Origin of the sequence: Sphingomonas faeni (assembly GCF_003053745.1) — a bacterium.
Lineage (GTDB): Bacteria > Pseudomonadota > Alphaproteobacteria > Sphingomonadales > Sphingomonadaceae > Sphingomonas > Sphingomonas faeni.
In genome coordinates, this window is the sequence record NZ_QAYE01000006.1 from 196,130 (window position 1) to 219,120 (window position 22,991).

Annotated in this window: 16 protein-coding genes; 8 read left to right on the plus strand and 8 right to left on the minus strand. The window is 66.0% G+C overall.

Annotated elements, in window-relative coordinates:
• Positions 1–20 precede the first annotated feature (20 nt).
• Both C8J25_RS12500 and C8J25_RS12505 read right to left on the minus strand, forming a co-directional pair.
• The gene (locus C8J25_RS12500) at positions 21–3,107 is read right to left on the minus strand and encodes a TonB-dependent receptor plug domain-containing protein (RefSeq protein WP_208622596.1); all 3,087 of its coding nucleotides are present in this window, start codon (positions 3,105–3,107) and stop codon (positions 21–23) included.
• Positions 3,108–3,293: 186 nt separating this feature from the next.
• A complete protein-coding gene (locus C8J25_RS12505; RefSeq protein WP_107954717.1) occupies positions 3,294–4,340 on the minus strand; it encodes a LacI family DNA-binding transcriptional regulator in 1,047 nt (348 codons plus the stop codon).
• A gap of 259 nt (positions 4,341–4,599) precedes the next feature.
• On the opposite strand from C8J25_RS12505, the gene C8J25_RS12510 reads away from it, so the two are divergent.
• The 3 genes from C8J25_RS12510 to C8J25_RS12520 all read left to right on the plus strand — a co-directional run bounded on the left by C8J25_RS12510 (position 4,600) and on the right by C8J25_RS12520 (position 9,683).
• Entirely contained in the window at positions 4,600–6,693 is a 2,094-nt protein-coding gene (locus tag C8J25_RS12510) for an alpha-L-arabinofuranosidase C-terminal domain-containing protein (RefSeq protein ID WP_208622597.1), read from the plus strand.
• 135 nt (positions 6,694–6,828) lie between these two features.
• Positions 6,829–8,070: an MFS transporter gene (locus tag C8J25_RS12515; protein WP_244187058.1), complete on the plus strand. Its 1,242-nt coding sequence runs from the start codon at positions 6,829–6,831 to the stop codon at positions 8,068–8,070.
• The gene (locus tag C8J25_RS12520; RefSeq protein ID WP_107954718.1) at positions 8,067–9,683 is read left to right on the plus strand and encodes a glycoside hydrolase family 43 protein; all 1,617 of its coding nucleotides are present in this window, start codon (positions 8,067–8,069) and stop codon (positions 9,681–9,683) included. Before C8J25_RS12515 ends, C8J25_RS12520 begins: the two co-directional genes overlap by 4 nt.
• 53 nt (positions 9,684–9,736) lie before the next feature.
• Here C8J25_RS12520 and C8J25_RS12525 read toward each other — a convergent pair whose 3' ends face one another.
• The gene (locus C8J25_RS12525; protein ID WP_107954719.1) at positions 9,737–10,735 is read right to left on the minus strand and encodes an LLM class flavin-dependent oxidoreductase; all 999 of its coding nucleotides are present in this window, start codon (positions 10,733–10,735) and stop codon (positions 9,737–9,739) included.
• Between the two features lie 183 nt (positions 10,736–10,918).
• Positions 10,919–13,243 carry a S8 family peptidase gene (locus C8J25_RS12535; RefSeq protein WP_107954720.1) on the minus strand — a complete coding sequence of 775 codons (2,325 nt, stop codon included), beginning with the start codon at positions 13,241–13,243 and terminating at the stop codon, positions 10,919–10,921.
• Positions 13,244–13,380: 137 nt separating this feature from the next.
• Between C8J25_RS12535 and C8J25_RS12540 the strand changes: the two genes are divergently transcribed.
• From C8J25_RS12540 to C8J25_RS12560, 5 genes are all read left to right on the plus strand, one after another.
• Positions 13,381–14,058 carry a pyrimidine 5'-nucleotidase gene (locus C8J25_RS12540; protein ID WP_056065797.1) on the plus strand — a complete coding sequence of 226 codons (678 nt, stop codon included), beginning with the start codon at positions 13,381–13,383 and terminating at the stop codon, positions 14,056–14,058.
• Positions 14,055–14,873, plus strand: a complete 819-nt coding sequence (dapD, locus tag C8J25_RS12545) for a 2,3,4,5-tetrahydropyridine-2,6-dicarboxylate N-succinyltransferase (RefSeq protein ID WP_107954721.1) — start codon at positions 14,055–14,057, stop codon at positions 14,871–14,873. The genes C8J25_RS12540 and dapD overlap by 4 nt, the downstream gene beginning before the upstream one ends.
• 61 nt (positions 14,874–14,934) lie before the next feature.
• Positions 14,935–15,906 carry a class II fructose-bisphosphatase gene (glpX, locus tag C8J25_RS12550; protein WP_056065803.1) on the plus strand — a complete coding sequence of 324 codons (972 nt, stop codon included), beginning with the start codon at positions 14,935–14,937 and terminating at the stop codon, positions 15,904–15,906.
• Positions 15,907–16,171: 265 nt separating this feature from the next.
• On the plus strand, positions 16,172–16,903 hold the full coding sequence (locus C8J25_RS12555) for a CPBP family intramembrane glutamic endopeptidase (protein WP_167397715.1): 732 nt from the start codon (positions 16,172–16,174) through the stop codon (positions 16,901–16,903).
• A gap of 53 nt (positions 16,904–16,956) precedes the next feature.
• A complete protein-coding gene (locus C8J25_RS12560; RefSeq protein ID WP_107954723.1) occupies positions 16,957–18,807 on the plus strand; it encodes a CocE/NonD family hydrolase in 1,851 nt (616 codons plus the stop codon).
• A gap of 72 nt (positions 18,808–18,879) precedes the next feature.
• Here C8J25_RS12560 and C8J25_RS12565 read toward each other — a convergent pair whose 3' ends face one another.
• The 4 genes from C8J25_RS12565 to C8J25_RS12580 all read right to left on the minus strand — a co-directional run bounded on the left by C8J25_RS12565 (position 18,880) and on the right by C8J25_RS12580 (position 22,767).
• Positions 18,880–19,641, minus strand: coding sequence for an ABC transporter permease (locus tag C8J25_RS12565; protein ID WP_056065813.1), 762 nt, complete (start codon positions 19,639–19,641; stop codon positions 18,880–18,882).
• Positions 19,638–20,567: an ABC transporter ATP-binding protein gene (locus C8J25_RS12570; RefSeq protein ID WP_107954724.1), complete on the minus strand. Its 930-nt coding sequence runs from the start codon at positions 20,565–20,567 to the stop codon at positions 19,638–19,640. Before C8J25_RS12570 ends, C8J25_RS12565 begins: the two co-directional genes overlap by 4 nt.
• Positions 20,568–20,704: 137 nt before the next feature.
• On the minus strand, positions 20,705–21,415 hold the full coding sequence (locus C8J25_RS12575; RefSeq protein WP_107954725.1) for a DsbA family protein: 711 nt from the start codon (positions 21,413–21,415) through the stop codon (positions 20,705–20,707).
• Positions 21,412–22,767: a M48 family metalloprotease gene (locus C8J25_RS12580; protein ID WP_107954726.1), complete on the minus strand. Its 1,356-nt coding sequence runs from the start codon at positions 22,765–22,767 to the stop codon at positions 21,412–21,414. The genes C8J25_RS12575 and C8J25_RS12580 overlap by 4 nt, the downstream gene beginning before the upstream one ends.
• Positions 22,768–22,991 lie beyond the last annotated feature (224 nt).

A 22,991-nucleotide genomic window follows, 5' to 3' on the forward strand; every position in this document is an offset into this window, starting at 1 on the left:
GTATTGGTAGGCGTGGGGCGTCAGAACGAGAAGCGGACGCCGACACGGTAGATGCGCCCGACGATGTCGTACAACGCCGGGTTGGCGCTCTGCGGCGAGGCGGCCGGGTCGTGATCGAAGACGTTATCGACCTTGAAATACCCGGACACCTGTTTGGTGATGGCATACGTTCCGCCGACGTCGAGATAGAAGGCGCCGGGCATGAAGTTGCGGTCGATCGTCGGCGCGGTCGTAGTCGATTTGGGGCAAGTTCCGGGCGCGCAGACGACGTACTGGTTGCCGTAATTGCCGTCGCTGAACCAGCGTTCCTGCACCGTCAGGCTGAAGCGGTCGTTGCTGAACGCCTGAACCGCGAGCAGCTTCCAGCGCGGGGTGGCACCGAGGTTGACGCCGGCGCCGTCAGTCGGAATCGTCCCCGGCAGGCCGGTATCCGTGACGAACTTCCGGATGTGCGTCGCCAGGCCGCGGAGCGTGAACGTCCCGTCCACACCGAGCGGGCGCCGCCACCGATAGCTTGCCTCGATATCGAAGCCGTCGGTCTTGATCGAGGCGAGGTTGAACGCCTGCGTGTTGATGAAATTGGGGCCGGCGGTGTTGTTCAAATTATACGCGCTGCACGTTTCGGGCAGGATGTTGCGGAAGCACAGGTCGACGATCTGGGCCGCGCCGAGGCTGGAGATCACGTCGGTGACCTTGATGTTATAGTAATCGACCGAAGCACTGAACCCCGGCAGCCAGGACGGATTGGCGTATACCGCGCCGACTTCGGTATTGCGCGCGATCTCGGGCGTGAGCGCCGGGTTGCCGATCGCGTTCTGGATGGCCACGACGTTGACGTTGCGCGCAGGGTCGAGGAAGTTGGGCAGCGTCGTCGTCACTGGAGCGGCAAACAGCTCGGACAGATTGGGTGCGCGAACGTCGCGCGAGGTGACGCCGCGCAGGCGAAGGCCGTTGAGCGGCGTGTCCCATGTCCCGCCGATCTTCCACGTCCAGACCCGACCCGAGGTGCTGTAGTCGGTGATGCGGGCCGCGCCGTTGATGTTGGCCCTGCCCATCATGTCCGACTTGAAGAGTGGGACGTCGAGCTCGAGGAACGCTTCCTTGACGTCGTAGGCGCCGGTGCCGTTCTTGTAGTTGCCGGCATACCAGTTGTTGCCCGCGGTTAGCAGGGTCGGGTCGGCAGGGTATTCGCTGGTATAGGGACTGAGCGCGGAAACGCCGGCGCCGTACGCATCGGCGCGGACCTTGTAGAATTCCTTGCGATATTCGCCGCCGAACGCGACCGACAGGGGACCGGCCCAGAGCTCGACGGGGGTGCCGGAGAAGGCGAGGCTCGCGACGTCCTGCGTCAGGTGAAGGCGTTGAATCGGGCCGTTCTCTGGCTGGACATACCGGCGTGCCGACTCGGATGGTGTCGCGCCGCCGATGATATTGAGCGGGATACAGCCATTGGCGCGTGCGACTGGATTGGCGCAGACGATCGCGCCGTTGAGCGTGATCGCCTGGATCGCCTGGTTGAAATGCGGCGTGAGGACGATGTCGTCGACGTCGATCGCGGTATCGGTGATGCCACGCTCGTAATAGGCATCATAGGTCCAGGGCGACCCGCCAAGTTCGAACTTGCCCTTCAGGCCACCGACGGCACGGTATTGGCGGCGGTCGGTATGAACGATGGTGTTCGGCAGGATCGCGACGCTGGCGCCGAACTGGAAGTCCGTGATCCCCGCGGTCGCACATGCCGCCTGGATCGACGCCGGGACGAACGGGTTCGCGCACTGGAGCCTCAGGCCGGGTCGGTTGGCGCCGTTGGTTGGCTGGTTGTGAGTCTTCACCTGCCCGACGTTGACGCTGACATAGACCTCGTTGTCGGTCGCAAAGTCGTAGCCGATCCGGCCATAGCTATCGATGCGCTGGATCGCCGACTGCAAGGTGCGGCCGGTATCGATGTTCCCCGACAGGTCGCCGCCGACGCAGAAGCCGGGCAGGCAGCCCCTGACTGCGCCGGAATTGTCGCGGGCGGGCACGCCGTTCGAGCCATATTGGAACTGGAAGGGGCGGCCGCTCTGGTCGAACGCGGTGCCTTGCAGTGGACCGGCGGTGATGAGGCCGTATTTCGTAAAGTTATACGGCTGGGCGAAGTCGCGCAGGACGTATTGCGGCAATCCGTCGTCGACTACGTTGCGGTTGATCATCGTCGTCTGCGTGAACCAGTCGCGACCACCGGCGAGGTCGGTGCCGAAATCGCCGGGGCCGACACCTGCTTCCTTGGCATATTCGCCGCTGACGACGAGGTGGAGTCGATCGTTCAGGTAGCTCCGTCCCGCGGCAAGCTGGATCAGACCCTGGCCATCATCGCCGTAATTGGTGATGCCGCCCTGAATGTTACCCTTGAAGCCCTGGAAATGCGTATCGGTGATGAAGTTGACGACGCCGCCGACCGCGTCCGATCCATAGGACGCCGACGCGCCGCCGTTGACGATGTCGACTCGCTTGATCAGCAGTTGCGGGAGAAGGCTGACGTCGGTGACGCCGGTATAATAGGCGCCGACGACGCGCTGGCCGTCGACCAGAGTGAGTGTACGGATCGTCCCCAGGCCCCGGAGCGAGAATGAGCTCAGACCCTGCTGGCCGCTCGACGTGCTGAATGTGTTGGTCGTCGAGCCACTCGATCCCTGCAACGACGGCAGCTGTGCGATCGTCGTGAAGACGTTGGGCTGCGCGTTGTTCTGGATGTCGGCTTCGCTGATGACCGTGGTCGGCGTCGGGGCGGTGAAGCCGCTCGACTGGATCCGGGAGCCGGTGACGATGATGTCGGCGGTTCTGACGGCCTCGGGTTCGGCGGGCTTGGGCGTCTCGGCGAGCGGCTCTGGGGCGGCGACGGTGTCGGTGGTTTGCGCGGGGGCGGCCTGTGCGAAAGACGGCGCTGCGTATAGGGACAGGATGAGCGCGGCGATGCTGCTCGATCCGGCGATGAGAGTGCGCCGTTGCCGTGTAGTCGGACTGGAAATGGTAGAAATCGATCGTGGCGCTGTTGCTAAACGCGATGCCTCTTGCGCCCAAACGCTGGCGCGGACGTGAGCCGACAGAGTCGTGATTCTGGAAATCATTGCATCCTACCCCCTTTTACGGCGCGCCGATTTACCGGCGTTCCTGCATCGTCATCCCGCAACTCGATGTTACTGTTTGATAACGTTACCACGCAACAATGCGGCGACATCGCGAAGGAGTCAATACTCATACTATCGGTGGCGTAGGGTGGAGGTCGTCGACGTCCGCAGAAACGGCGAATGGCGTTAAGCCGTGGCGTCGTCCTGTGGCGGCGACGTCGACTGTCGCTTGACGATTTCGTGGTCCAGCACCCGGTCGGCGCGCTTGGTGGGTGTTCTCGGCGGCGTGGCGATCTCCGCGACCAGCAGACCGAGCGCTTCCGCGGCGAGTCGGCGGACCGGCTGGTGCACCGTCGTCAGCGGCGGCCAGAGCATCACCGCTGCGGTGGTATCGTCGAACCCGACGACCGTCAGTTCGCGCGGTACATCGAGTTGTCGCCGATGCGCGACCGACACGACGGCGGCGGCCATGTCGTCGTTGCTCGCGAAGATCGCGGTGGGGGGCGGGTCGGCCTGGAGCAACTGGTCCCCGGCGGCGAGTCCCGAGGCAAAGCTGAAATCGCCCTGCGCGATCGTCGCGCGAACGCCCGGATGTTCGCGCACCGCGGCGTAGAAACCGTCGAGCCGCTTCAGACTGGCGACCTGGTCTGGGTTGCCGACGACGAACCCGAGCCGACGGTGACCCATCGCGATCAGCTCGCGCGTCATCTCGTACGCGGCGAGACGATCGTCGATACGGACACAGATCACGTTGTCGACATCGTGGGCGCCGACCGCCGCCACCGGCACGCGCGCTTTGCGCAACACGTCGAGGACCGCGGCGGACTCGCTCAACGGCGGCGCGCAGATCATGCCGGAGATGCCCGTTGCGACCAGGTTCTCCAGTGCAGCGGGGCTGGGCGGACGGCCGTCCTCGCCCTTCAGCAGGATCAGGCGCGCGCCGCGGATCGAGGCCTCCTCGAACACACCGGTGAGGAAGTCGCTCATGAACGCGGCGCTCGGGTTGGCGTAGATCACGCCGATCTTGAGTTCGGTGGACGTCACCAGGCTGCGCGCGGCGAGGTTCGGCGTGTAGCCCAGTGCGTCGATCGCATCCTGGACGCTGGCGCGCGTGGTCGGATCGACGCTGGCGCGGCCGTTGATGACGCGCGATACCGTCATCGGCGATACCCCGGCCTGCGCGGCGACATCGATGATCGTCGGGCTGCGCGAGCGCCGAACGCGTTCCTTCACATCGATCCCTTCAACCCCGCCCGACGACCGTCACGTCGAGCCCCTCAATACGAACCATACACGTCGAAGCGACCTAGACCTTTGGCCCCGCGATGCAAGTTGGTCGGATCTCGACCAGAGTATGCCAACCCGCCGGGCATGCATGTTGACGTTATCATTAGTCTGCGTAATCTATTAGGATAAGCGCTGCGACATCGGATCGAACCGGCGCGTCGCGATCATCGCCGCAATGGCGAGCACGTACCAAAGGGAGACGTCGATGAAACCGGTCGTCGCAGCGTTCGTCCTGTTCGCGGGTCAAGCCACGGTCTTGGTCTCGGCCGAGGCGCAACGGGCTCAGCCTATCGCCGTTCGGATCGACGCAACGGCGCGGTCTGCGGCGGTCACACCTTATGAATACGGCATGTTCATCGAACCGATCGGCGGACTGGTCGCGCGGACGCTGTGGGCGGAGATGCTCGACGACCGCAAATTCTATTATCCGATCGGCCCGGCCGCCAGCGACGCGCCACCACCGGTCAATGCGGAAGGGCGGCCCGGTGTCGTCTACCGCAAATGGCGCCCGATCGGCGGCGACGCGGCCGTGACGATGGACACGCAGCATTCGTACGTCGGTACGCAGAGCGCGCGGATCGCGGTATCCGCCGACCATGTCACCGGCATCGGCCAGAGCGGGATCGAGGTCGTCCCCGGCCGGCGGTATGTCGGCAAGCTCAGGCTGAGTGGCGAGCCAGGCGTGTCGGTGTCGGCGGCGTTGGTCTGGGGCGATCGGCCGCAGGATCGGCAGGTCGTGCCGTTGCCGACGCCCGGCGCGGACTGGAGCGAGGCCAGCTTTGCGTTCACGCCGACTGCGGCGGCGTCCGATGCGCGGCTGGAGATCACTGGCACTGGCCCCTCCACCGGTACGGCCGCATTCCGGGTTGGCGTGGTGTCGCTGATGCCAGCGGACAACATCAACGGCTGGCGTGCGGATACGACTGCGATCGCGAAGTCGCTGAACTCGGGCTTCTGGCGCCTGCCTGGCGGAAACTTCCTGTCCGACTGGGACTGGCACGAGGCGATCGGGCCCCGCGATGCACGCCCGCCAATGTTCGATCACGCCTGGAGCGCGATGCAGCCGAACGATCTTGGCATGGACGAATGGATGGACCTGACGCGTATCCTGGGCGTCGAACCCTATGTCACGGTCAATGCCGGGCTGGGCGATGCGAACTCGGCGGCGGAGGAAGTCGAGTATCTCAACGGTGCCGCGACCTCCGAATGGGGCGCCAAGCGTGCGGCTAACGGTCATCCAGAGCCATACCGCGTCAAATGGTGGAACATCGGCAACGAACCGTTCGGCTGGTGGCAGATCGGCAAGACCTCGCTCGATTATTTCATGATCAAGCACAACGAATTCGCGAAGGCGATGCGGGCGAAGGACCCGTCGATAACGCTGATCGCGTCGGGCGCGATGCCCGACCAGTTGCATCCGAAGGGCGTGCAACAGAACTCGTCGATCGAGAGCATCCAGGCGAAGTTCGGTACCGAGGAGGACTGGACCGGCGGCTTTTTCGCCAAAGCATGGGGCAATTTCGACGGCATCACCGAGCATTGGTATGATCGCGCGGAGAAGCGACCTGATGCGCCGGCCGCCGACGAGCTTATCGAGTTCGTTCGTTCGCCCTCGAACCACGTCCGCATGGAGGCGGAGGAATGGGCGATCTACGAGACGAAATTCCCCAAGATCCGCGCCGCCAAGACGTTCCTGTCGATCGACGAATATGCATACATGGCCGGACCGCCGACACTCAAATCCTCGCTGGCCTATGCGATGGTATTCCAGGAGATGCTTCGCCACACCGATTTCCTGACGATGTCGGCGTTCACGACCGGCGTTTCGACGATGGACATCTCGCCATCCGCCGCGACCCTCAACGCCACTGGCACCGTGTTCAAGCTGTACGGCGAGCATTTCGGCGCGGGGACGGTTCCGCTGAAAGTCGATGGCGATGTACCGCAACCAGAGCCGAAGTACCCGGTCGGCCATGCGCATCCCAAGGTGCGCGCGGGCAGCCCTACCTATCCGCTCGACGTGATCGCGGGGCTGTCGCCGGACGGCACCAAACTGCGCCTCGCAGTGGTGAACGCGACGTTCCAGCCGCAGCGACTGAACCTTGCGCTTTCCGGTATGAGCCTGCGCGGCGGCGGCAGGCGCTGGGTCATGACCGGCAAGACGGTGGAGGCGGCGAACACGATCGCAGCCCCGAACGGCGTGACGATCGCCGAAAGCAAGGTGGCGGGGACACGCACCGTGATGGTACCGGCGATTTCCGCAGCGATCTACGAAATGCCGATCGCGGTGGTCCGCTGAGCCGGACCGCGACCGCGCCGCGCATGTCTCCAGTAGCTCTCGACCGCATTTCGACGCGTTTTTGCAGCAGCAATGCTTGCCTAAGGCGAGCGTCGGCGGCTACCACGCGATGATAACGTTACCGAGGGGGTGAGGGTGCGGCGCTTCAGGAATATCCGCTGGACCATCATCGGCCTGTTCGTGGTGGCGATGGTCATCAACTATCTTGCACGCAGCGTGCTCGGCGTCGCGGCGCCGGCGATTATGGCCGAGCAGCATATCAGCGCCGCCGAATATTCCTGGATCACCGGCGCATTCCAGATCGGCATCATGTTCCAGCCGCTCGCCGGCTATGTGCTCGACGTGGTCGGGCTGAAGATCGGCTTCACGCTGTTCGTCGCGATCTGGTCGCTGATCACGATGGCGCACGGACTGGCGACCGGCTGGATGGGATTCGCCGGCTTGCGTGGCGCGCTGGGGCTGGTCGAGGGATCGGCGCAACCCGCGGGCATGAAGCTGGTCGCCGAATGGTTTCCGGCCCGAGAGCGCGGCGTCGCGGGCGGCATCTATCAGATCGGGGCCTCGTTCGGCGCGGTGTTCGCGCCGCCGCTGGTGGCCTGGGCGGTGCTCAACCATAGCTGGCGCGCGGCCTTCTTCATCGCCGGTGCGCTCGGGCTGGTGTGGGTGATCGCGTGGCTGTTCTGGTATGCGCCGCCCGCAAAACATCGACGGCTGTCGCCGGCGGAACGCACGCTGATCGTCGAAGGACAGGAGGCATCGCTAGCCACGCATCGCAAGCGTCCCCCGCTCGGCGAACTGCTGCGACGTCGTAATTTGTGGGCAATTGCGGCGGCGCGGTTCCTCGCCGATCCGGTGTGGGGCATGCTGTCGTTCTGGATGCCGCTGTACCTGGTGCAGGTGCGCCATTTCGATCTCGGCCAGATCGCGATGTTCGCGTGGCTGCCGTTCCTGGCGGCGGACCTCGGATGCCTGTTCGGGCCGATCGTGGTCGCGTGGCTGCAACGGCGCGGTGTCGACCTGATCGATGCGCGGCGTGGCGCCTTCACGGTAGGCGCGGTGCTGATGACGGGGATGATGTTCGTCGGCACGGTGACCAGCCCGATCGCGGCGATCGCACTGCTGTGCCTCGGTGGTTTCGCGCATCAGACGCTGTCGGTGACGGTCATCACGCTGTCGTCGGACCTGTTCCCGCAGGATCAGGTCGCGACCGCGACGGGGATGTCGGGCACCGCCGCCAATCTCGGCGTGCTGATCTTCACGCTGGTGCTCGGCTCGATGGTCGCGGAGGTCGGCTACCAGCCGTTCTTCATCCTGCTCGGACTGCTCGACCTGGTCGGCGCCGCACTCCTCTGGGTCCTGATACGAAAGCCCGCATGACTATTCGAAATCCGATCCTTCCCGGCTTCAATCCGGACCCGTCGATCGTCCGCGTCGGCGACGATTACTACATCGCGACCTCGACCTTCGAATGGTACCCGGGCGTCCAGATCCACCAATCGCGCGACCTCGCGAACTGGCGGCTGGCAGCGCGGCCGCTCAACCGCGCGAGCCAGCTGGACATGCGCGGGAATCCGGACTCGTGCGGAGTATGGGCGCCGGACCTGAGCCATGCGAACGGCCGGTTCCACCTGATCTACACCGACGTGAAGCGTTACGGCCAGACTACGATCGACGGTGCGCGAGGCGCGTCGCTCCGCGATTTCCATAATTACTGGGTCACGGCGGAGCATATCGACGGACCGTGGTCCGATCCCGTCCACCTCAACAGCAGTGGGTTTGATCCGGCGTTTTTCCATGATGATGACCAGCGGAGCTGGTTGCTCAACATGCTGTGGGACCACCGGCCGGGTGGGCGGCGGTTTGCCGGGATCGTGGCGCAGGAGATCGATCTCGCGACGGGCGACATGCTCGGCGACCGTCGCATGATCTTCGAGGGGACTTCGCTCGGTTTCACCGAGGGCCCGCACCTCTACAAGCGCGACGGCTGGTATCACCTGCTGGTCGCGGAAGGCGGCACCGAGCGCAACCATGCCGTCGTGATGGCGCGGTCACGGTCGCTGTTCGGTCCGTACGAGGTGCATCCGGATGGCCCGGTACTGACCGCGGCGGGCAAGCAGGGCGTGCAGTTGCAGCGAACCGGGCACGGCGACCTGGTCGAAACGCCGACCGGCGAAACCTGGATGGTGTATCTATGCGGGCGACCGCTGCCCGTCAGTGACCGGTGCGTGCTGGGCCGCGAGACAGCGATCCAGCCGATGCGCTGGGGCGAGGATGGCTGGCTGCGGACGCTCGACGTCGACGCGAGTCCGGCGCTGGTCGTGGAGGATGGCACGGCGTCGGCCGCTTCCGAACCGCGGCACGAGCGCAGCGTGTTCGATACCGCGGCGCTGCCCGAGGCTTTCCAGTGGCTGCGTACCCCGGATGCCGACCGGTTGTTCAGCCTGACCGCGCGGCCCGGTTATCTGCGCCTCTACGGCCGCGAGACGATCGGGAGCCACTTCACCCAGTCGCTGGTCGCGCGCCGGCAGCAGGCGTTCGCCTACGCCGCCGAGACGCTCGTCACGTTCGAACCGCGTCACTTCCAGCAGGCGGCGGGGCTGGTCTGCTACTATAATTCGACCAAGTTCCATTATCTGCACGTCACCGCCGACGACGATGGCCGGCGCGTGCTGCAGGTACTGTCGGCGATCCCGACCCCGCTCGGCAGCAGCGTGATCACCCAGCCGATCGCAATCGACGCGGGACCGATCGGACTGCGGGTCGAGGTGGATCACGAAAGCCTTCGCTTCGGATACCGGTATGCTGGATCGAGCGCTTGGACCTGGCTCGCGGACCGGTTTGATGCGAGCATCCTGTCCGATGAGGCGACCTTGCCGGGCCTGCCCAACTTCACCGGCGCCTTTGTCGGGATGGCGTGCCAGGATATGTCGGGAGCCGGCGAACCGGCCGATTTCAGCTATTTCGAGTATGTCGAAGCCGGCGGCGACTGAGCGGACTGAACGCGGCATCGATCCGCGTTCAGTCCGTGACCACTGGCGCAGCCTTATGCTGCGATCTTCAAGTCCTGCATGACGTCGGCGGTGATCGAGAGGCTCCGCTTGCGCGCTTCGTGGTCGTAGATCGCGCTGGTCACCATGACCTCGTCGACGCCGGTCCGCTCGACGAACGCCGCGATGCCGCGGGCGACCTTGGCCGGGCTGCCGACCGCCGAGCATTGCAGGACGTGGTCGAGGATCTGGTTGCCCTGCGCGCCGAGCGACTCGCGATAGCCGGCGAGGGGTGGCTTCATCTTGCCGGGGTTGCCGGTGCGGAGCGCGACGAACGACTGCTGCTGAGAGGTGGCGAGCAGTTCCGCCTCCGCATCGGTCTCGGCCGCGAACACGTTGAAGCCGGCCATGACGTGTGGCTTCGACAGGCGCGCAGACGGACGGAAGTCGCGGCGGTAGATCGCGAGCGCGGCATCGAGCGCGTCGGGCGCGAAGTGCGAGGCGAACGCGTAGGGCAGGCCGAGCGCGGCCGCCAACTGCGCGCCGAACGTGCTGGAGCCGAGGATCCACATCTCCACGTCCGCGCCGGCGCCCGGGGTCGCAACGATGCCGGTCTGGCCGTCGTTGGCGAAGTAGCTCTGGAGCTCCATCACGTCCTGGGGGAAGGCGTTGGCGTCGGTTTCCAACGTGCGGCGCATCGCGCGCGCGACGCGCTGGTCGGAACCTGGTGCGCGGCCGAGGCCGAGATCGATGCGGCCGGGGAAGAGCGCGTCGAGCGTGCCAAACTGTTCGGCGATCGTCAGCGGCGCGTGGTTGGGGAGCATGATGCCGCCCGAGCCGACGCGGATGGTCTTCGTGGCGGCGGCGATGTGCGCGATCACGACGGCGGTTGCGGCCGACGCGATGCCGGTCATGCCGTGGTGCTCGGCGACCCAGTAGCGCTGAAACCCGACGCTCTCGGCATGCCGCGCGAGGTCGGCCGCGTTGGCGAGCGATTGAGAGACGGTGCCGCCTTCGATGACGGGGACCAGATCGAGCAGGGAATAGCGTGTCATGCGGCAGAGATAGGTACCGAGCGGTAGCTTATCCAGTGTTTGGGTTGAATGGTTTGTTTGGCTTCGGCTCCCCTCCCTGGAAGGGAGGGGTTGGGGGTGGGTCGGGTTCCGCATGTTCGCAGGGTTGTGGCTCGATCGGGCGGACCCACCCCCGGCCCCTCCCTTTCAGGGAGGGGGAAGAAGTCAGAACCCCAGGCTGTAGCGCATTGCCATGCCGTAGTCGTTGGGGAGCGCCGCGAAGTTGCCGGGGTCGCGGCGGAAGAACAGGTTGGTGTCGAGGCCACCGCCGAACGCGGGCACGCCGTAGCGCATCTCGACATCGAGCTCGCGACCTTGTGGGGCGAGGTTGAGGCGTTGGGTAGTCCAGTCGGTGACGGTACCGGACGTGTAATCGTAATAGGTTGGCAGCCCGAGGTCGATGCCGCCGCGGGCTACGCGCAACGGTTGCGCGATGCGCACGCCGAGGCTGTCGTGACCGAACACGCCGTCCTTGCCGATGTCGGCCGCGAAGGCGTTGGTGCGGACGAGGCCGTCGCCGCTGAGGCCGCCGCGTACCGCCGCGCGGGTCCAACCTTGGCGCATCGATCCGCCGATGCTCCAGCCGCTCCCCGCATCGAACCGTGCCTTGGTATCCACGAACCACGTTGCCGCGCGCGTCCCGCCGAGCGCGGCGTCGAACCGCGCGCCGAGGACGGTGTCGCGCTCGTCCATCCGGGTGGCGGCAACCATCGTCGCCAGCGCGCCGAAGCGTCGGTCGACCGCAAGCGAGACGCGGTTGTAGCCGGAGCGCTGCCAGCGGTCGCGCAGGCGGAGGTCGCTGTCACGCTGCGTCAGGACATCGCCATTCTCGATGCCCGCGGTGAAGCCGAATCCGCCAAAGCTCTGCCGCATCGCGCTGGACGCCCGGATGCTGCTGTCGAAGCCCATGCCGCCGGTGTTGGCGATCAGGAAGGCGGGTTCGGACTGGCCCGAGAGTTGTGCGCTGAGCGCGCCTGAGCCTTGTGCGAAGCCGAAGCCGAACGACAAAGTGCTGCCGAGCTTCTGCGTCACCATCCCGGCGATCGCGCGCGCGCTGGTCGCGTCGGCGGTTGAGAGCGACGTGCGATCGAGCGCGACGTCGCCGTTCGCGCGCGGGGCTAGCGTCATCGAAACGGTCATGCCGCCCTGCGCCAGCGCGACCGTGCGGAATCGCGACTGGAGCGCGCCGCCGAGCGATCGTTCCGGACTGCGGCGGGCGATCGTCTTGGCGAGGTCGATCGCGAACGCGCGGCTGTAGCCGTCGAGGATCACTGCGCCGAGTTCACCCTGCGCGGCGTCGCCCATCGGCGCGGACAGACTGGCGTTGCTGATCGTCGAGACGACCGCTTTCGATCCCGCGATCGAGGTCGTGCCGAGCGGCTGGAATGCGCGCGTCAGGTCGAGCACGCCATTGCCGTAGACTGCGTCGACTCCGGGGGCGCCGGCGTCGCGCGCGCTGCGAAACAGGATGTCGACGATCTGTGCGCCGGTCAGGTTGGGGAAGGCCTGGGCCAGCAGTGCCACCGCGCCGGAAATCTGCGGGGCGGCGAACGACGTGCCCGACCAGAGATAGGCGGTGTCGGTCGCGTCGGGGGCACGAACGCTTTCGCCGACAGCGGTTAGGAAGTGCGCGGCGCCGGTGCCTGCGCGGTCGCTGAAGGTGGAGATGCCGTCGCTCGCGCCGACCGAGCCGGCGATGATCACCTGGTTGCGGCCCTGCGCTTCGCCGGCGACGTTGGTGAACGGATCGGGGTTGACCGAACCGTCATTGCCCGCGGCGATCACGACGACCAGCCCGGCAGCAGTCGCGCGGCCGATCGCATCCTTCAGGCTCTGCGGCATCTCGGAGCCGCCGAGCGAAATGTTGACGACCTTCGCGCCTGCCGTGCGGGCCGCATCGAGCCCGCGCGTGATCGCGTCGGTGCCGAACTTGCAGCCCGAATCCTCGTCGTCCTTGCTCGCGGTGGCGCAAGTACCGGGGCGGTCCGCGCGGAGGACGATCAACGTCGCGTCGAACGCCACGCCGTGCGAGCCCGCGCCATTCCTCCGGCCCGCCAGCGTGAAGGCGACCGCGGTGCCATGGCCGCCTTCGTCGTCGATCGAGCTATTGCCGGCGACGTCCTGCGAGGAGGACGAGACACGGCTGCCGAACTCCTGGCTCTGCAGGTCGATGCCGCTGTCGATCACGCCGACGCCGATCCCCTTGCCGGTCGCGCCGACATTGTACGCGGCCAGCGCGTTCATCGAGACCGCGCCGACGGTCGCGCGATATTCGCTGGTGTCGTTGCTGGACGGTGTCGGGGTCGGGGTCGGCGCGGGAGTCGGAGCAGGGGTGGGCGCTGGGGTCGGAAGCGGTGTCGGCGTCGGGGTGGAGACTGTAGGAGGGGCCGGCGTGCTGTTGACGCCGCCGCCACCGCCTCCACAGGCGGCGAGCAGCAGGCCACTTGCCACCGCTGCCGTTCTCAGCAGCCCCGCCTTCGTGCCGCGCATGCAACCCGCCCTTTTGTGATTTTTCCGTAACATACTGGAATGCAAAGCCTTACGCGATCGTAAACATCGGCCATAAAGGTCGACAGTGTCGCACCCCGCTTGTCGCCGCGCGCCGCGGTCCGTAGAGGTTCCGGCCGATGCTTGCCCGCCTTGACCCCCGCCTCGACCATGTCCGCAACTGGATCTTCGATCTCGACAACACGCTGTACCCGGCGAGCGCGGACCTGTTCGCGCAGGTCGACGCGCGGATGACCGGGTTCATCCAGGACCTGCTCGGGCTCGAGCATGACGAGGCGCGACGCGTGCAGAAGGGATATTTCCACAATCACGGCACGACGCTGTCGGGGTTGATGGCCGAGCATCACGTCGATCCGCACGCGTTCCTGGCGCATGTCCACGACATCGAGATGGACGTGTTGGAGCACGACGCGCCGCTGGTCGCCGCGATCGCCAAGCTGCCGGGGCGGAAACTCGTCTTCACCAATGGCGACAAGCCGTACGCGCTCAAGATCCTCGACCGGCTCGGGCTCGGCGAGAGCTTCGAGGCGATCCACGACATCCACGCGATGAACCTGATGCCGAAGCCGCATGCATCGGCCTATGCCGGGTTCTGCGCGGCGTTCGACATCGATCCGCGGGAGTCGCTGTTCGCGGACGACATGGCGCGCAACCTGACGCCGGCCAAGGCGATCGGGATGACCACCGTCTGGATCGACAACGGCTCCGAACAGTCGCCCGACACCGAGCGCGATCACATCGACTTCACCGTGCCAGTGCTTGCGCCGTGGCTCGAAACCATCCTGGAGACATCATGACCTTGCAGACCATCATCGACGCCGCCTGGGATGATCGCGCGAACCTCGGCCTCGATACCAAGGGCGAAGTTCGCGACGCCGTCGAGTCCGCGCTGGCGATGCTGGATGCAGGGACCGCGCGCGTTGCCGAGCCAACCGCTGATGGCTGGCAGGTCAACCAGTGGTTGAAGAAGGCGGTTCTGCTGTCGTTTCGCCTCAACGACAACGTCGTGATCGACGGCGGTTCGGCGGGGTCCCCGGGGTTCGACAAGGTGCCGTCGAAGTTCTCGAGCTGGGGCGAGACCGAGTTCCGCTCGGCTGGCATCCGCGTCGTGCCGGGCGCGGTCGCGCGGCGCGGGAGCTTCATCGCCAAGGGTGCGATCCTGATGCCGAGCTTCGTCAACATCGGCGCGTATGTCGGTGAAGGCACGATGGTCGACGCCTGGGCGACGGTCGGGTCGTGCGCGCAGATCGGCAGGAACGTGCATTTGTCGGGCGGCGCTGGCATCGGCGGCGTGCTCGAGCCGTTGCAGGCGGATCCCGTCATCATCGGCGATGGCGCCTTCATCGGTGCGCGCGCGGAAGTGGCGGAGGGCGTCCGCGTCGGCGAGGGCGCGGTGCTGTCGATGGGCGTATATTTGGGCGCCTCGACCAAGATCATCGACCGCGCGACTGGCGAAGTGTTCAAGGGCGAAGTGCCGCCCTATTCCGTCGTCGTGCCGGGCTCGATCGGTGGCGGTGACGGCAAGCCGGCGCTGTATTGTGCGGTCATCGTCAAGCGCGTCGATGCGCAAACACGGTCCAAAACCTCGATCAATGACCTGCTGAGGGACTGATCGGGTCGACAACCGGATGGCCGCTGCCTATCCGGGACGAAACATACCGAGGAGATAGACTTTGACCGCTGCCGCCAGCCAGGTTCTCGACCGCGTACTCGTCCTCGAAATGGTCCGCGTGACCGAAGCGGCGGCGATCGCCGCGTCCACGCTCGTCGGGCGCGGCGACGAGAAGGCAGCGGATGCAGCGGCGGTCGAGGCGATGCGCGAGGCGCTCAACTCGCTGTACATGGACGGCACCGTGGTGATCGGCGAGGGCGAGCGCGACGAGGCCCCGATGCTGTTCATCGGCGAGAAGGTCGGCTCGGCGATCGGCAAGGGCCCGAAGATCGACATCGCACTCGATCCTTTAGAAGGCACGACGATCTGCGCGACCGCGGGGCCGAACAGCCTCGCCGTGCTGGCGATCGCCGAGGAGGGCGGGCTGCTCAACGCGCCCGATGTCTACATGGACAAGATCGCGGTCGGCCCGGGCTATCCCGAGGGGATCATCGATCTCGACAAGACCCCGACCGAGAACATCAACGCGGTTGCTGCGGCCAAGGGCGTGCCGGCGCGCGACCTGATCGTGTGCGTGCTCGATCGTCCGCGTCACGAGGCGCTGATCGCCGAACTGCGCCAGGTCGGCTGCGGGATCATGCTGATTGGTGACGGCGACGTCGCCGGCGTGATCGCGACGTCGGATCCTGAGACCACGGTCGACGTGTACATGGGTTCGGGTGGTGCTCCCGAGGGCGTGCTGGCGTGTGCGGCGCTGCGCTGCGTCGGCGGGCAGTTCAAGGGGCGGTTGCTGTTCCGGAACGACGACGAGCGTGGGCGTGCGGCGAAGTGGGGGATCACCGATCTCGACAAGCAGTATGACCTGTCGGAACTGGCGAAGGGCGACTGCATCTTTGCGGCGACCGGGGTTACGGATGGGTCGTTGCTGGCTGGCGTGAAGCGCAAGAAGGGCAAGATGACCACCGAGAGCGTGGTGATGCGGGCTTCTTCGGGGACCGTACGTTGGGTCAAGGGCGAGCATCGGACTGACTGATTTGATACTGCGCCGACCGGCAGCTCAGCACCTCCCCGGCGCAGGCCGGGGCCCAGATGGAAAGGTCGGAGTAACGGAGCGTTGTCCGTAGTCAGCAACGTCCCCCAACTGGGCCCCGGCTTTCGCCGGGGTGGGGTACTGGGTTAGCGTGGTGAACCATCCCACCATGTGTCCCCGCGAAGGCGGGGACACAGACTGGGCTCCCGCCTTCGCGGGAGAACATATAAGGCCGAGCGGTGGAACGCATGAGGGGCGAAGTGTCGGCATGATCCTGCCCAACGTCCTCCTCCTCGTCACGATCATGAGCCTCGTCTGGTTCCTCAAGGGCGACCTCCTCGGCTACCGCCGGATCAAGCGCCTTCCCGACACAGCATCGCGCCAGAAGACCTACCGCCTGTGGATCGCCAAGGCCGCGATCGCCTTCGTCCTGCCCCCAGTGAGCGGACTAGCCCTGCTCGGCCGCTTCGACGCGCTCGTCACCGTGCCGCCCGAGTTCGACGCCCTCCGCACGCTCCTGCCCAGCTTCCAAGGCTACAGCCGCGTGGAACTGCTCGGGATGATCGGCGGCAGTGCGCTGGGTGGCCTGATCATCGGCGCGGTGCTCGCGACGCGGCGTAACTGGCGCGTCCTCAAGACGATCGGCAACGTCGGCTCGCTGCTGCCGCGCAACCGGCCGGAGATCGCGCATGCCGCCGCCATGTCGATCGCGGCGGGCATCTCCGAGGAGCTCGCCTTCCGCCTGTTCCTGCCGCTGCTGGTCGCGCTCGTATCCGGCAGCGCGTTCGTCGCGTTTGGTGTCGCGGTCGCGGCGTTCGGCGCGATGCATCTGTATCAGGGGCGGGCGGGCGTGATTGCGACCACGCTCGTCGGCGCGCTGATGGCGGCGGTGTATCTGATGACCGGGGAGCTGTGGCTAACGATGGTCCTGCACGCGCTGATCGATCTCAACTCGCTGGTATTGCGCCCAATACTGACCGGAGCATGGCGCGCGGCTTGACTTCGTAGGTTCGGGTTCGTCCAATCGAGGCACGGTCCACGAAGGGAAATTCCATGTCGCGTCACGCCCTCCTGCTCGCGCTTGCCGTCACCGCAGCCGTCCCGGCCGCCACGCTCGCGCAGACCGCGCCGCAAACCGTGACCCAGTCGCCCTTTACCTTCGAGGAAGTGATGGTGCCGATGCGCGACGGGGCGAAGTTGCAGACGGTGATCATGCGGCCGCGCGGGATGACCGGCCCGCTGCCGATCCTGCTTCAGCGGACGCCGTACGGCGTGCCCGACGCGCCGTTTGCCACCGCCGATCGCTTCGCGCCGTTGATGAAGGACGGCTATGTCTTCGTGTTCCAGTCGATGCGCGGGCGGTTCAAGTCGGACGGGGTCTTCACGCTCTCAACCGCGGTCCACCCGAACGATCCGAAGGCGGTCGACGAGGCCACGGACGCCTACGATACGGTCGGCTGGCTGGTGAAGAACGTCCCCGCCAACACTGGCAAGGTCGGCATGTGGGGCGTGTCCTACCCCGGTTTCGCTGCCGCCGTCGCGCTGGCGAACCCGCATCCGGCGCTGAAGGCGGTCTCCCCGCAGGCGGCTTGGATCGATTACTGGCAGTCGGACGACCTGCACCGCAACGGCGCGCTGCGGTTGAGCTATGCGACCGACTGGGTGTCATCGCTGCAACTCGACAAGACGAAGAATTCCGACTTCGCGTATCCGAGCGATACCTACGATTATTTCTTGAAGGCGGGCTCGGCGGAGGCGATCGACCGGACTGTGTTCAAGGGGCGTGTGCCGATGTTCACGGCGCTGCTCGATCATCCCAATCACGATGCTTTCTATACCGCGCAACGCTGGACCGATGCGCTCGGGAAGACGACGGTGCCGACGCTGAACGTCGCCGGGTTCTGGGATCAGGAGGATCCGTGGGGCTCGTGGCAGATTTACGCGCGTCAGAAGCGCAACGATCCGAACCACTTGGCGCAGATGGTGGCGGGGCCGTGGCGGCATGGTGGATGGCAGGGCGTGGCGGATCATCTCGGGCCGATCCCGCTTGGGGAGGCGAGTGGGACGCAGTTCCAGGAGCAAATCCAGGCACCGTTCTTCGCCTATTGGCTGCACGGCAAGGGCCCGCGGCCGGACTTTGCGGCGAAGATGTTCCAGTCGGGATCGAACGTGTGGAAGACCTATGCGGCCTGGCCTCCGACGGGAACGAAGGCGACCGAGCTGTATCTGCACGCGGACGGCAGCCTGTCGTTCACCGCGCCGGCGGCCGGTGAGGGATGTCGCGACTACGTCTCGGACCCCGCAAACCCGGTGCCGTTCCGCCGGCGACCGATGTCGGCGACCTATGCCAGCCCGGACTGGGCGTGGTGGGAGGCTGACGACCAGCGCTTCGTCGATCACCGGCCCGATGTGCTGGGGTATGTGTCGGAGCCTCTGACTTCGGACCTGACGGTGACGGGGGCGCTGTCGGCTACGTTGCAGGCGTCGACCAGCGGGACGGACAGCGATTTCGTAGTGAAGCTGATCGATGTGCTGCCTGAAGATACCGAAACGTTCGACAAGTCTCAGGCGCGACTGGGTGACTATGCGAAGACCCTCAACGGCTATCAGTTGCCGATCGCGATGGAGGTGCGGCGCGGGCGGTTCCTGGCAAGCGATACGACGCCGCATCCGCTGGTGCCGGGGAAGGTGGTCGCGTGGGACGTGCCGCTGCGCGACCACGACCATGTGTTCAAGGCGGGGCACCGGATCATGGTGCAAATCCAGTCGAGCTGGTTCCCGATGATCGACCGCAACCCGCAGTCTTTCGTGCCGAACATCGGGCGGACGAAACCGAGCGATTACGTGAAGGCGACGCAGAAGGTTTGTGCGGGCTCGCGGGTGACGTTGCCGGTAATGCGGTAAGAAGCTTGTTCTCCCGCGAAGGCGGGAGCCCAGACTGGGTCCCCGCCTTCGCGGGGAAACATGGTTCTCCGGTCAGTTCTTCATCCGCCAGCCGGTCTTGAAGATCCAGGCGATCGCGATCAGGCATACCGCCAGGAAGCCCGCAGTCACCGCGAGGCTGACCCCGACCGCGACGTCGCCGACGCCGAAGAAGCTCCAGCGGAAGCCGCTCACCAAGTAGACGACCGGGTTGAACAGGCTGAACGTCCGCCACGGCTGGGGCAGCATGTCGATCGAGTAGAACGCGCCGCCGAGGAACGTTAGTGGTGTGATCAGCAGTGCGGGGACGAAGTTCAGTTGCTCGAAGCCGTTGGCCCAGACGCCGATGATGAAGCCGAACAGGCTGAACGCCACCGCGGTCAGGATCAGGAACGCGATCATCGCGAACGGGTGTTCGATCCGCAGCGGCACGAAGAACGACGCGGTGGCGAGGATGATCAGCCCGAGGATCACCGACTTGGTGGTCGCCGCGCCGACATAGCCGATCACCATCTCCATCGCCGAGACGGGCGCCGACAACAGCTCGTAGATCGTGCCGGTGAATTTGGGGAAGTAGATTCCGATCGACGCGTTCGAGATGCTCTGCGTGAGCAGCGACAGCATGATCAGGCCGGGAACGATGAAGCTGCCATAGCCGACGCCGCCGACCTGCTGCATGCGGCTGCCGATCGCGCCGCCGAAGACGATGAAATACAGCGAGGTGGTCAGGACCGGGGTGACTAGGCTCTGCCACAGGGTGCGCAAAGCGCGCGCCATTTCGAAGCGGTAGATCGCCCAGATGCCGTGGGTGTTCATGCGTGTTCTCCGACGAGATCGACGAAGATGTCTTCGAGGCTCGATTTGCTGGTTTCGAGATCCTTGAAGCCGATGCCGAGTTCGCTGAGTTTTCGGAGCAGCGACGGGATGCCGGTGTGATCGGCCTGCGCATCGAACACGTAACGGAGGCGTTTGCCGTCGTCTTCCAGCGACAGGTCCCAGTCGGCGAGGTCGGCGGGGATCGTCGTCATCGGATCCTGGAGCGCGATGTCGAGTTCGCGCTTGCCTAGCTTCTTCATCAGCGACGCCTTGTCGTCGACGAGGAGCAGCTTGCCCTTGTCGATGACGCCGACGCGGTCGGCCATTTCCTCGGCTTCCTCGATGTAATGCGTCGTCAGGATGATCGTCGTGCCGCCTTCGCGGAGGCGGTGGACGAGCTTCCACATGTCGCGGCGCAGGGCGACGTCGACGCCCGCGGTGGGTTCGTCGAGGAACAGGATCTCGGGTTCGTGCGCGAGCGCTTTCGCGATCAGCACGCGGCGCTTCATGCCGCCGGAGAGTTCGCGAATCTTGGCATCGCGCTTGTCCCAGAGCGAGAGGTCGCGGAGCACCTGTTCGATGTACGCGCTGTGGCCCGAGCGGCCGAACAGGCGGCGGCTGAAGGTGACGGTGGCGAGCACCGTCTCGAACATGTCGACGTTGAGTTCCTGCGGCACGAGGCCGATGCGGCTGCGCGCCTGCTTATAATCGCGGATCGCGTCGTAGCCGGCGACCTTGATCGTGCCGGCGGACGGCGTGACGATGCCGCAGATGATGCTGATGAGCGTCGTCTTGCCCGCGCCGTTGGGGCCGAGGAGGGCGAAGATTTCGCCTTTCTGGATGTCGAGGTCGACGGGGTGGAGGGCTGTGGTGCCGCTCTTGTAGGTCTTGGTGACGCCCGCGATGGACAGGATCGGTTCGGTCATTGGCACCCCTTGTTCGTGGGTGTCAGATGGGGGTGGGGAGGGGGGAATGATAGGCCTTCCCGCGCCTTCTTGTTCTCCCGCGAAGGCGGGAGCCCAGACTGGGTCCCCGCCTTCGCGGGGAAACAAGGAGAGGGCGGTTAGCCGGCGCGGGCTGCTGCTACGGCTTTCTGGAGGTCTTCCAACGGCAACGCGCCCGACAATACGCGGTCGCCGACCACCCAGCTCGGCGTGCCGGTCATGCCGAGCTTGGCGGCTGTTTCCATGTTCTTCGCTATTTCGGCGTCTGCGGTCTTGGTGAAGCTGGCCTGCGTGGTGTCGACCCCGGCCTTGCCCGCGGCTGCGGCGATCGAGGCGTCGCTGACCGGGCCGCCGGCGTAGAGCGCGTCGTGGAAGGTGGCGAACTTGCCCTGTTGTGCGGCGGCAAGACTCGCGCGCGCGGCGATGCGGCTCTCGGCGCTGAGGATCGGGAGTTCGCGGAAGACGACGCGGACTTTGGGGTCGGCGGCGATCAGCTTGGCGATCATCGGCAGGCTCGCGCGGCAATATCCGCAATTATAATCGAAATACTCGACCAGCGTGACGTCGCCCTTGGGGTTGCCGGCCCAGGCGCTGCCGAACGGCGTGACGATCGCGTCGCGGTTGGCGGTGACGGTCTTGCCCGACTCGCGGTCGCGCAGTTTCTCCATCGCCTCGGGCAAGATTTCTGGGTGCGCCAGCACATAGTCGTGGACGATCGATTCGACCTGCGCACGCTCGACGCCGCCGCCCTGGCGGTCATAGCCCCAGACCGCGAGGCCTCCGATGACAGCGCCCGCGACGGCAATCGCGGGGAATGTAAGTTTGCTCATTTGCGGCGCTTATACTGCTTGGGATTGTCGTCCATCTCGTTCTGCGCGGCCATCGCGATATCCTGCGCGCGGATCCAGTCGGTGGTGTTCGCCGGGATGTTGGCCAGCGCATATTGCGCGCTCGCCGACGCGGTCCGCATGTCGCCGCCCATGCTCGCGCGCTCGGCGGTGGCGAGCGCGGCGCGGGCGGTGTCGCCGGTGAGTTCGTAGACGGTGCCGAGCTGCATCCAGGCGAACGGGTTCTGGTCGTCGCGGCCGACCGCAGTGCGCAGGACCCTGGTCGCCTCGGGGTAGTTCGCCTTGTTCTCGGTCGCGATCAGCGCGTGGCCGAAGGTGGTGGCGATCAGTGGGTTGTTACGCGAACCCTCCGTGGCTTCGCGCAGGGGGGCCAGCGACTCGTTGGGCTTGCCCGCCTCGAGCAGGATCTGCCCCTTGATCTCGAGGAAATACGGGTCGGTCGGCTCGGCCTTCACCAGTGCGTTCGCCTCGGCATCGGCTTTGTCGGGGTAGCCGGCCTTGTGGTACGCATAGGCGCGGGCATAGTGCGCGTAGATCGACTGGTCAGACGGCGGATAGGCCTGGAGCGTCTGGTCGGCGGGCATGACGTAGCCGGCGAGCTTCGCCTTCACGCGGCGGAAGCGTTCCTCCAGCGCGGCGTCGGGTTTGTTGGCCCAGGCGGGCGAGGCTTGCAGGTCGGCGGTCAGTGTCGCGACGCGTTCGCCCGAGAGCGGATGCGACTGCATGAAGGGATCGATGTTGGCGGTGCCGAAGCGGTATTCCTGCTGCTGCAATTTCTTGAAGAAGCTGAGCATCCCGCGGCCGGAGACGTTCGCCTCGCGGAGGAATTTCGCGCCGGTCGCGTCGGCGGTCGATTCCTGGACGCGGCTGAACGAGAGGTAGCTGCCCATCGCCGCCTGCTGACCCGCGGCCATGATGCCGGCGCCTGCTTCGCCGCTGCCGGCCGCCATCGCGGCGAGGCCGAGGACCATCGAGAGCAGGTACATGCCCATTGCCGGCTTGGTGCCGCGATCGGCGAGGACGACATGGCCGTCGGCGATGTGGCCGAGCTCGTGCGCGATGACGCCCTGGACTTCGTTGGCGTTGTCGGCGGCCTGGATGAGCCCTGAGTGGACGTAGACGGTCTGGCCGCCGGCGACGAACGCGTTGATCGACTCGTCGTTGATGAGGACGACCTTCACGTCGCGCGTCGAGAGCCCGGCCGCCTTGATCAGCGGGTTCGACATCTCCGCGAACATGGTTTCGGTCTCGGCGTCGCGGAGGATCGACTGGGCCTGGAGGGGCGTCGTCCAGAGGAGGAGGGCGGTGGCTGCGGCGGCTACGAAGCGCTTCATATTACGGGGTATCGTCGATTGGGGGCGGGGGGGCAATGGTCGTGCGATCGGGCGTGCGGTGGAGTGAAGTACAGGAAGTGCAGACGCTGGGAGCGGTTTTGCGGTTGGTGGGAGTGTGGGTGGCATTGGGGGAGGGGAGCAGGGTTTGGGTGTGTAGGACAGGGGTTTGAGGGGGGGCTGTTGGGTCGCTGGAGGGCACGTCGTGCTCGTTTCTCTCCGACCGT

Bases quoted from the DNA above. Each gene is read 5' to 3' on its own strand.
- C8J25_RS12500 (WP_208622596.1), bottom strand. From the start codon at position 3,107: ATGATTTCCAGAATCACGACTCTGTCGGCTCACGTCCGCGCCAGCGTT.
- C8J25_RS12510 (WP_208622597.1), top strand. From the start codon at position 4,600: ATGAAACCGGTCGTCGCAGCGTTCGTCCTGTTCGCGGGTCAAGCCACG.
- C8J25_RS12520 (WP_107954718.1), top strand. From the start codon at position 8,067: ATGACTATTCGAAATCCGATCCTTCCCGGCTTCAATCCGGACCCGTCG.
- C8J25_RS12525 (WP_107954719.1), bottom strand. From the start codon at position 10,735: ATGACACGCTATTCCCTGCTCGATCTGGTCCCCGTCATCGAAGGCGGC.
- C8J25_RS12535 (WP_107954720.1), bottom strand. From the start codon at position 13,243: ATGCGCGGCACGAAGGCGGGGCTGCTGAGAACGGCAGCGGTGGCAAGT.
- C8J25_RS12540 (WP_056065797.1), top strand. From the start codon at position 13,381: ATGCTTGCCCGCCTTGACCCCCGCCTCGACCATGTCCGCAACTGGATC.
- dapD (WP_107954721.1), top strand. From the start codon at position 14,055: ATGACCTTGCAGACCATCATCGACGCCGCCTGGGATGATCGCGCGAAC.
- C8J25_RS12555 (WP_167397715.1), top strand. From the start codon at position 16,172: ATGATCCTGCCCAACGTCCTCCTCCTCGTCACGATCATGAGCCTCGTC.
- C8J25_RS12560 (WP_107954723.1), top strand. From the start codon at position 16,957: ATGTCGCGTCACGCCCTCCTGCTCGCGCTTGCCGTCACCGCAGCCGTC.
- C8J25_RS12565 (WP_056065813.1), bottom strand. From the start codon at position 19,641: ATGAACACCCACGGCATCTGGGCGATCTACCGCTTCGAAATGGCGCGC.
- C8J25_RS12570 (WP_107954724.1), bottom strand. From the start codon at position 20,567: ATGACCGAACCGATCCTGTCCATCGCGGGCGTCACCAAGACCTACAAG.
- C8J25_RS12575 (WP_107954725.1), bottom strand. From the start codon at position 21,415: ATGAGCAAACTTACATTCCCCGCGATTGCCGTCGCGGGCGCTGTCATC.
- C8J25_RS12580 (WP_107954726.1), bottom strand. From the start codon at position 22,767: ATGAAGCGCTTCGTAGCCGCCGCAGCCACCGCCCTCCTCCTCTGGACG.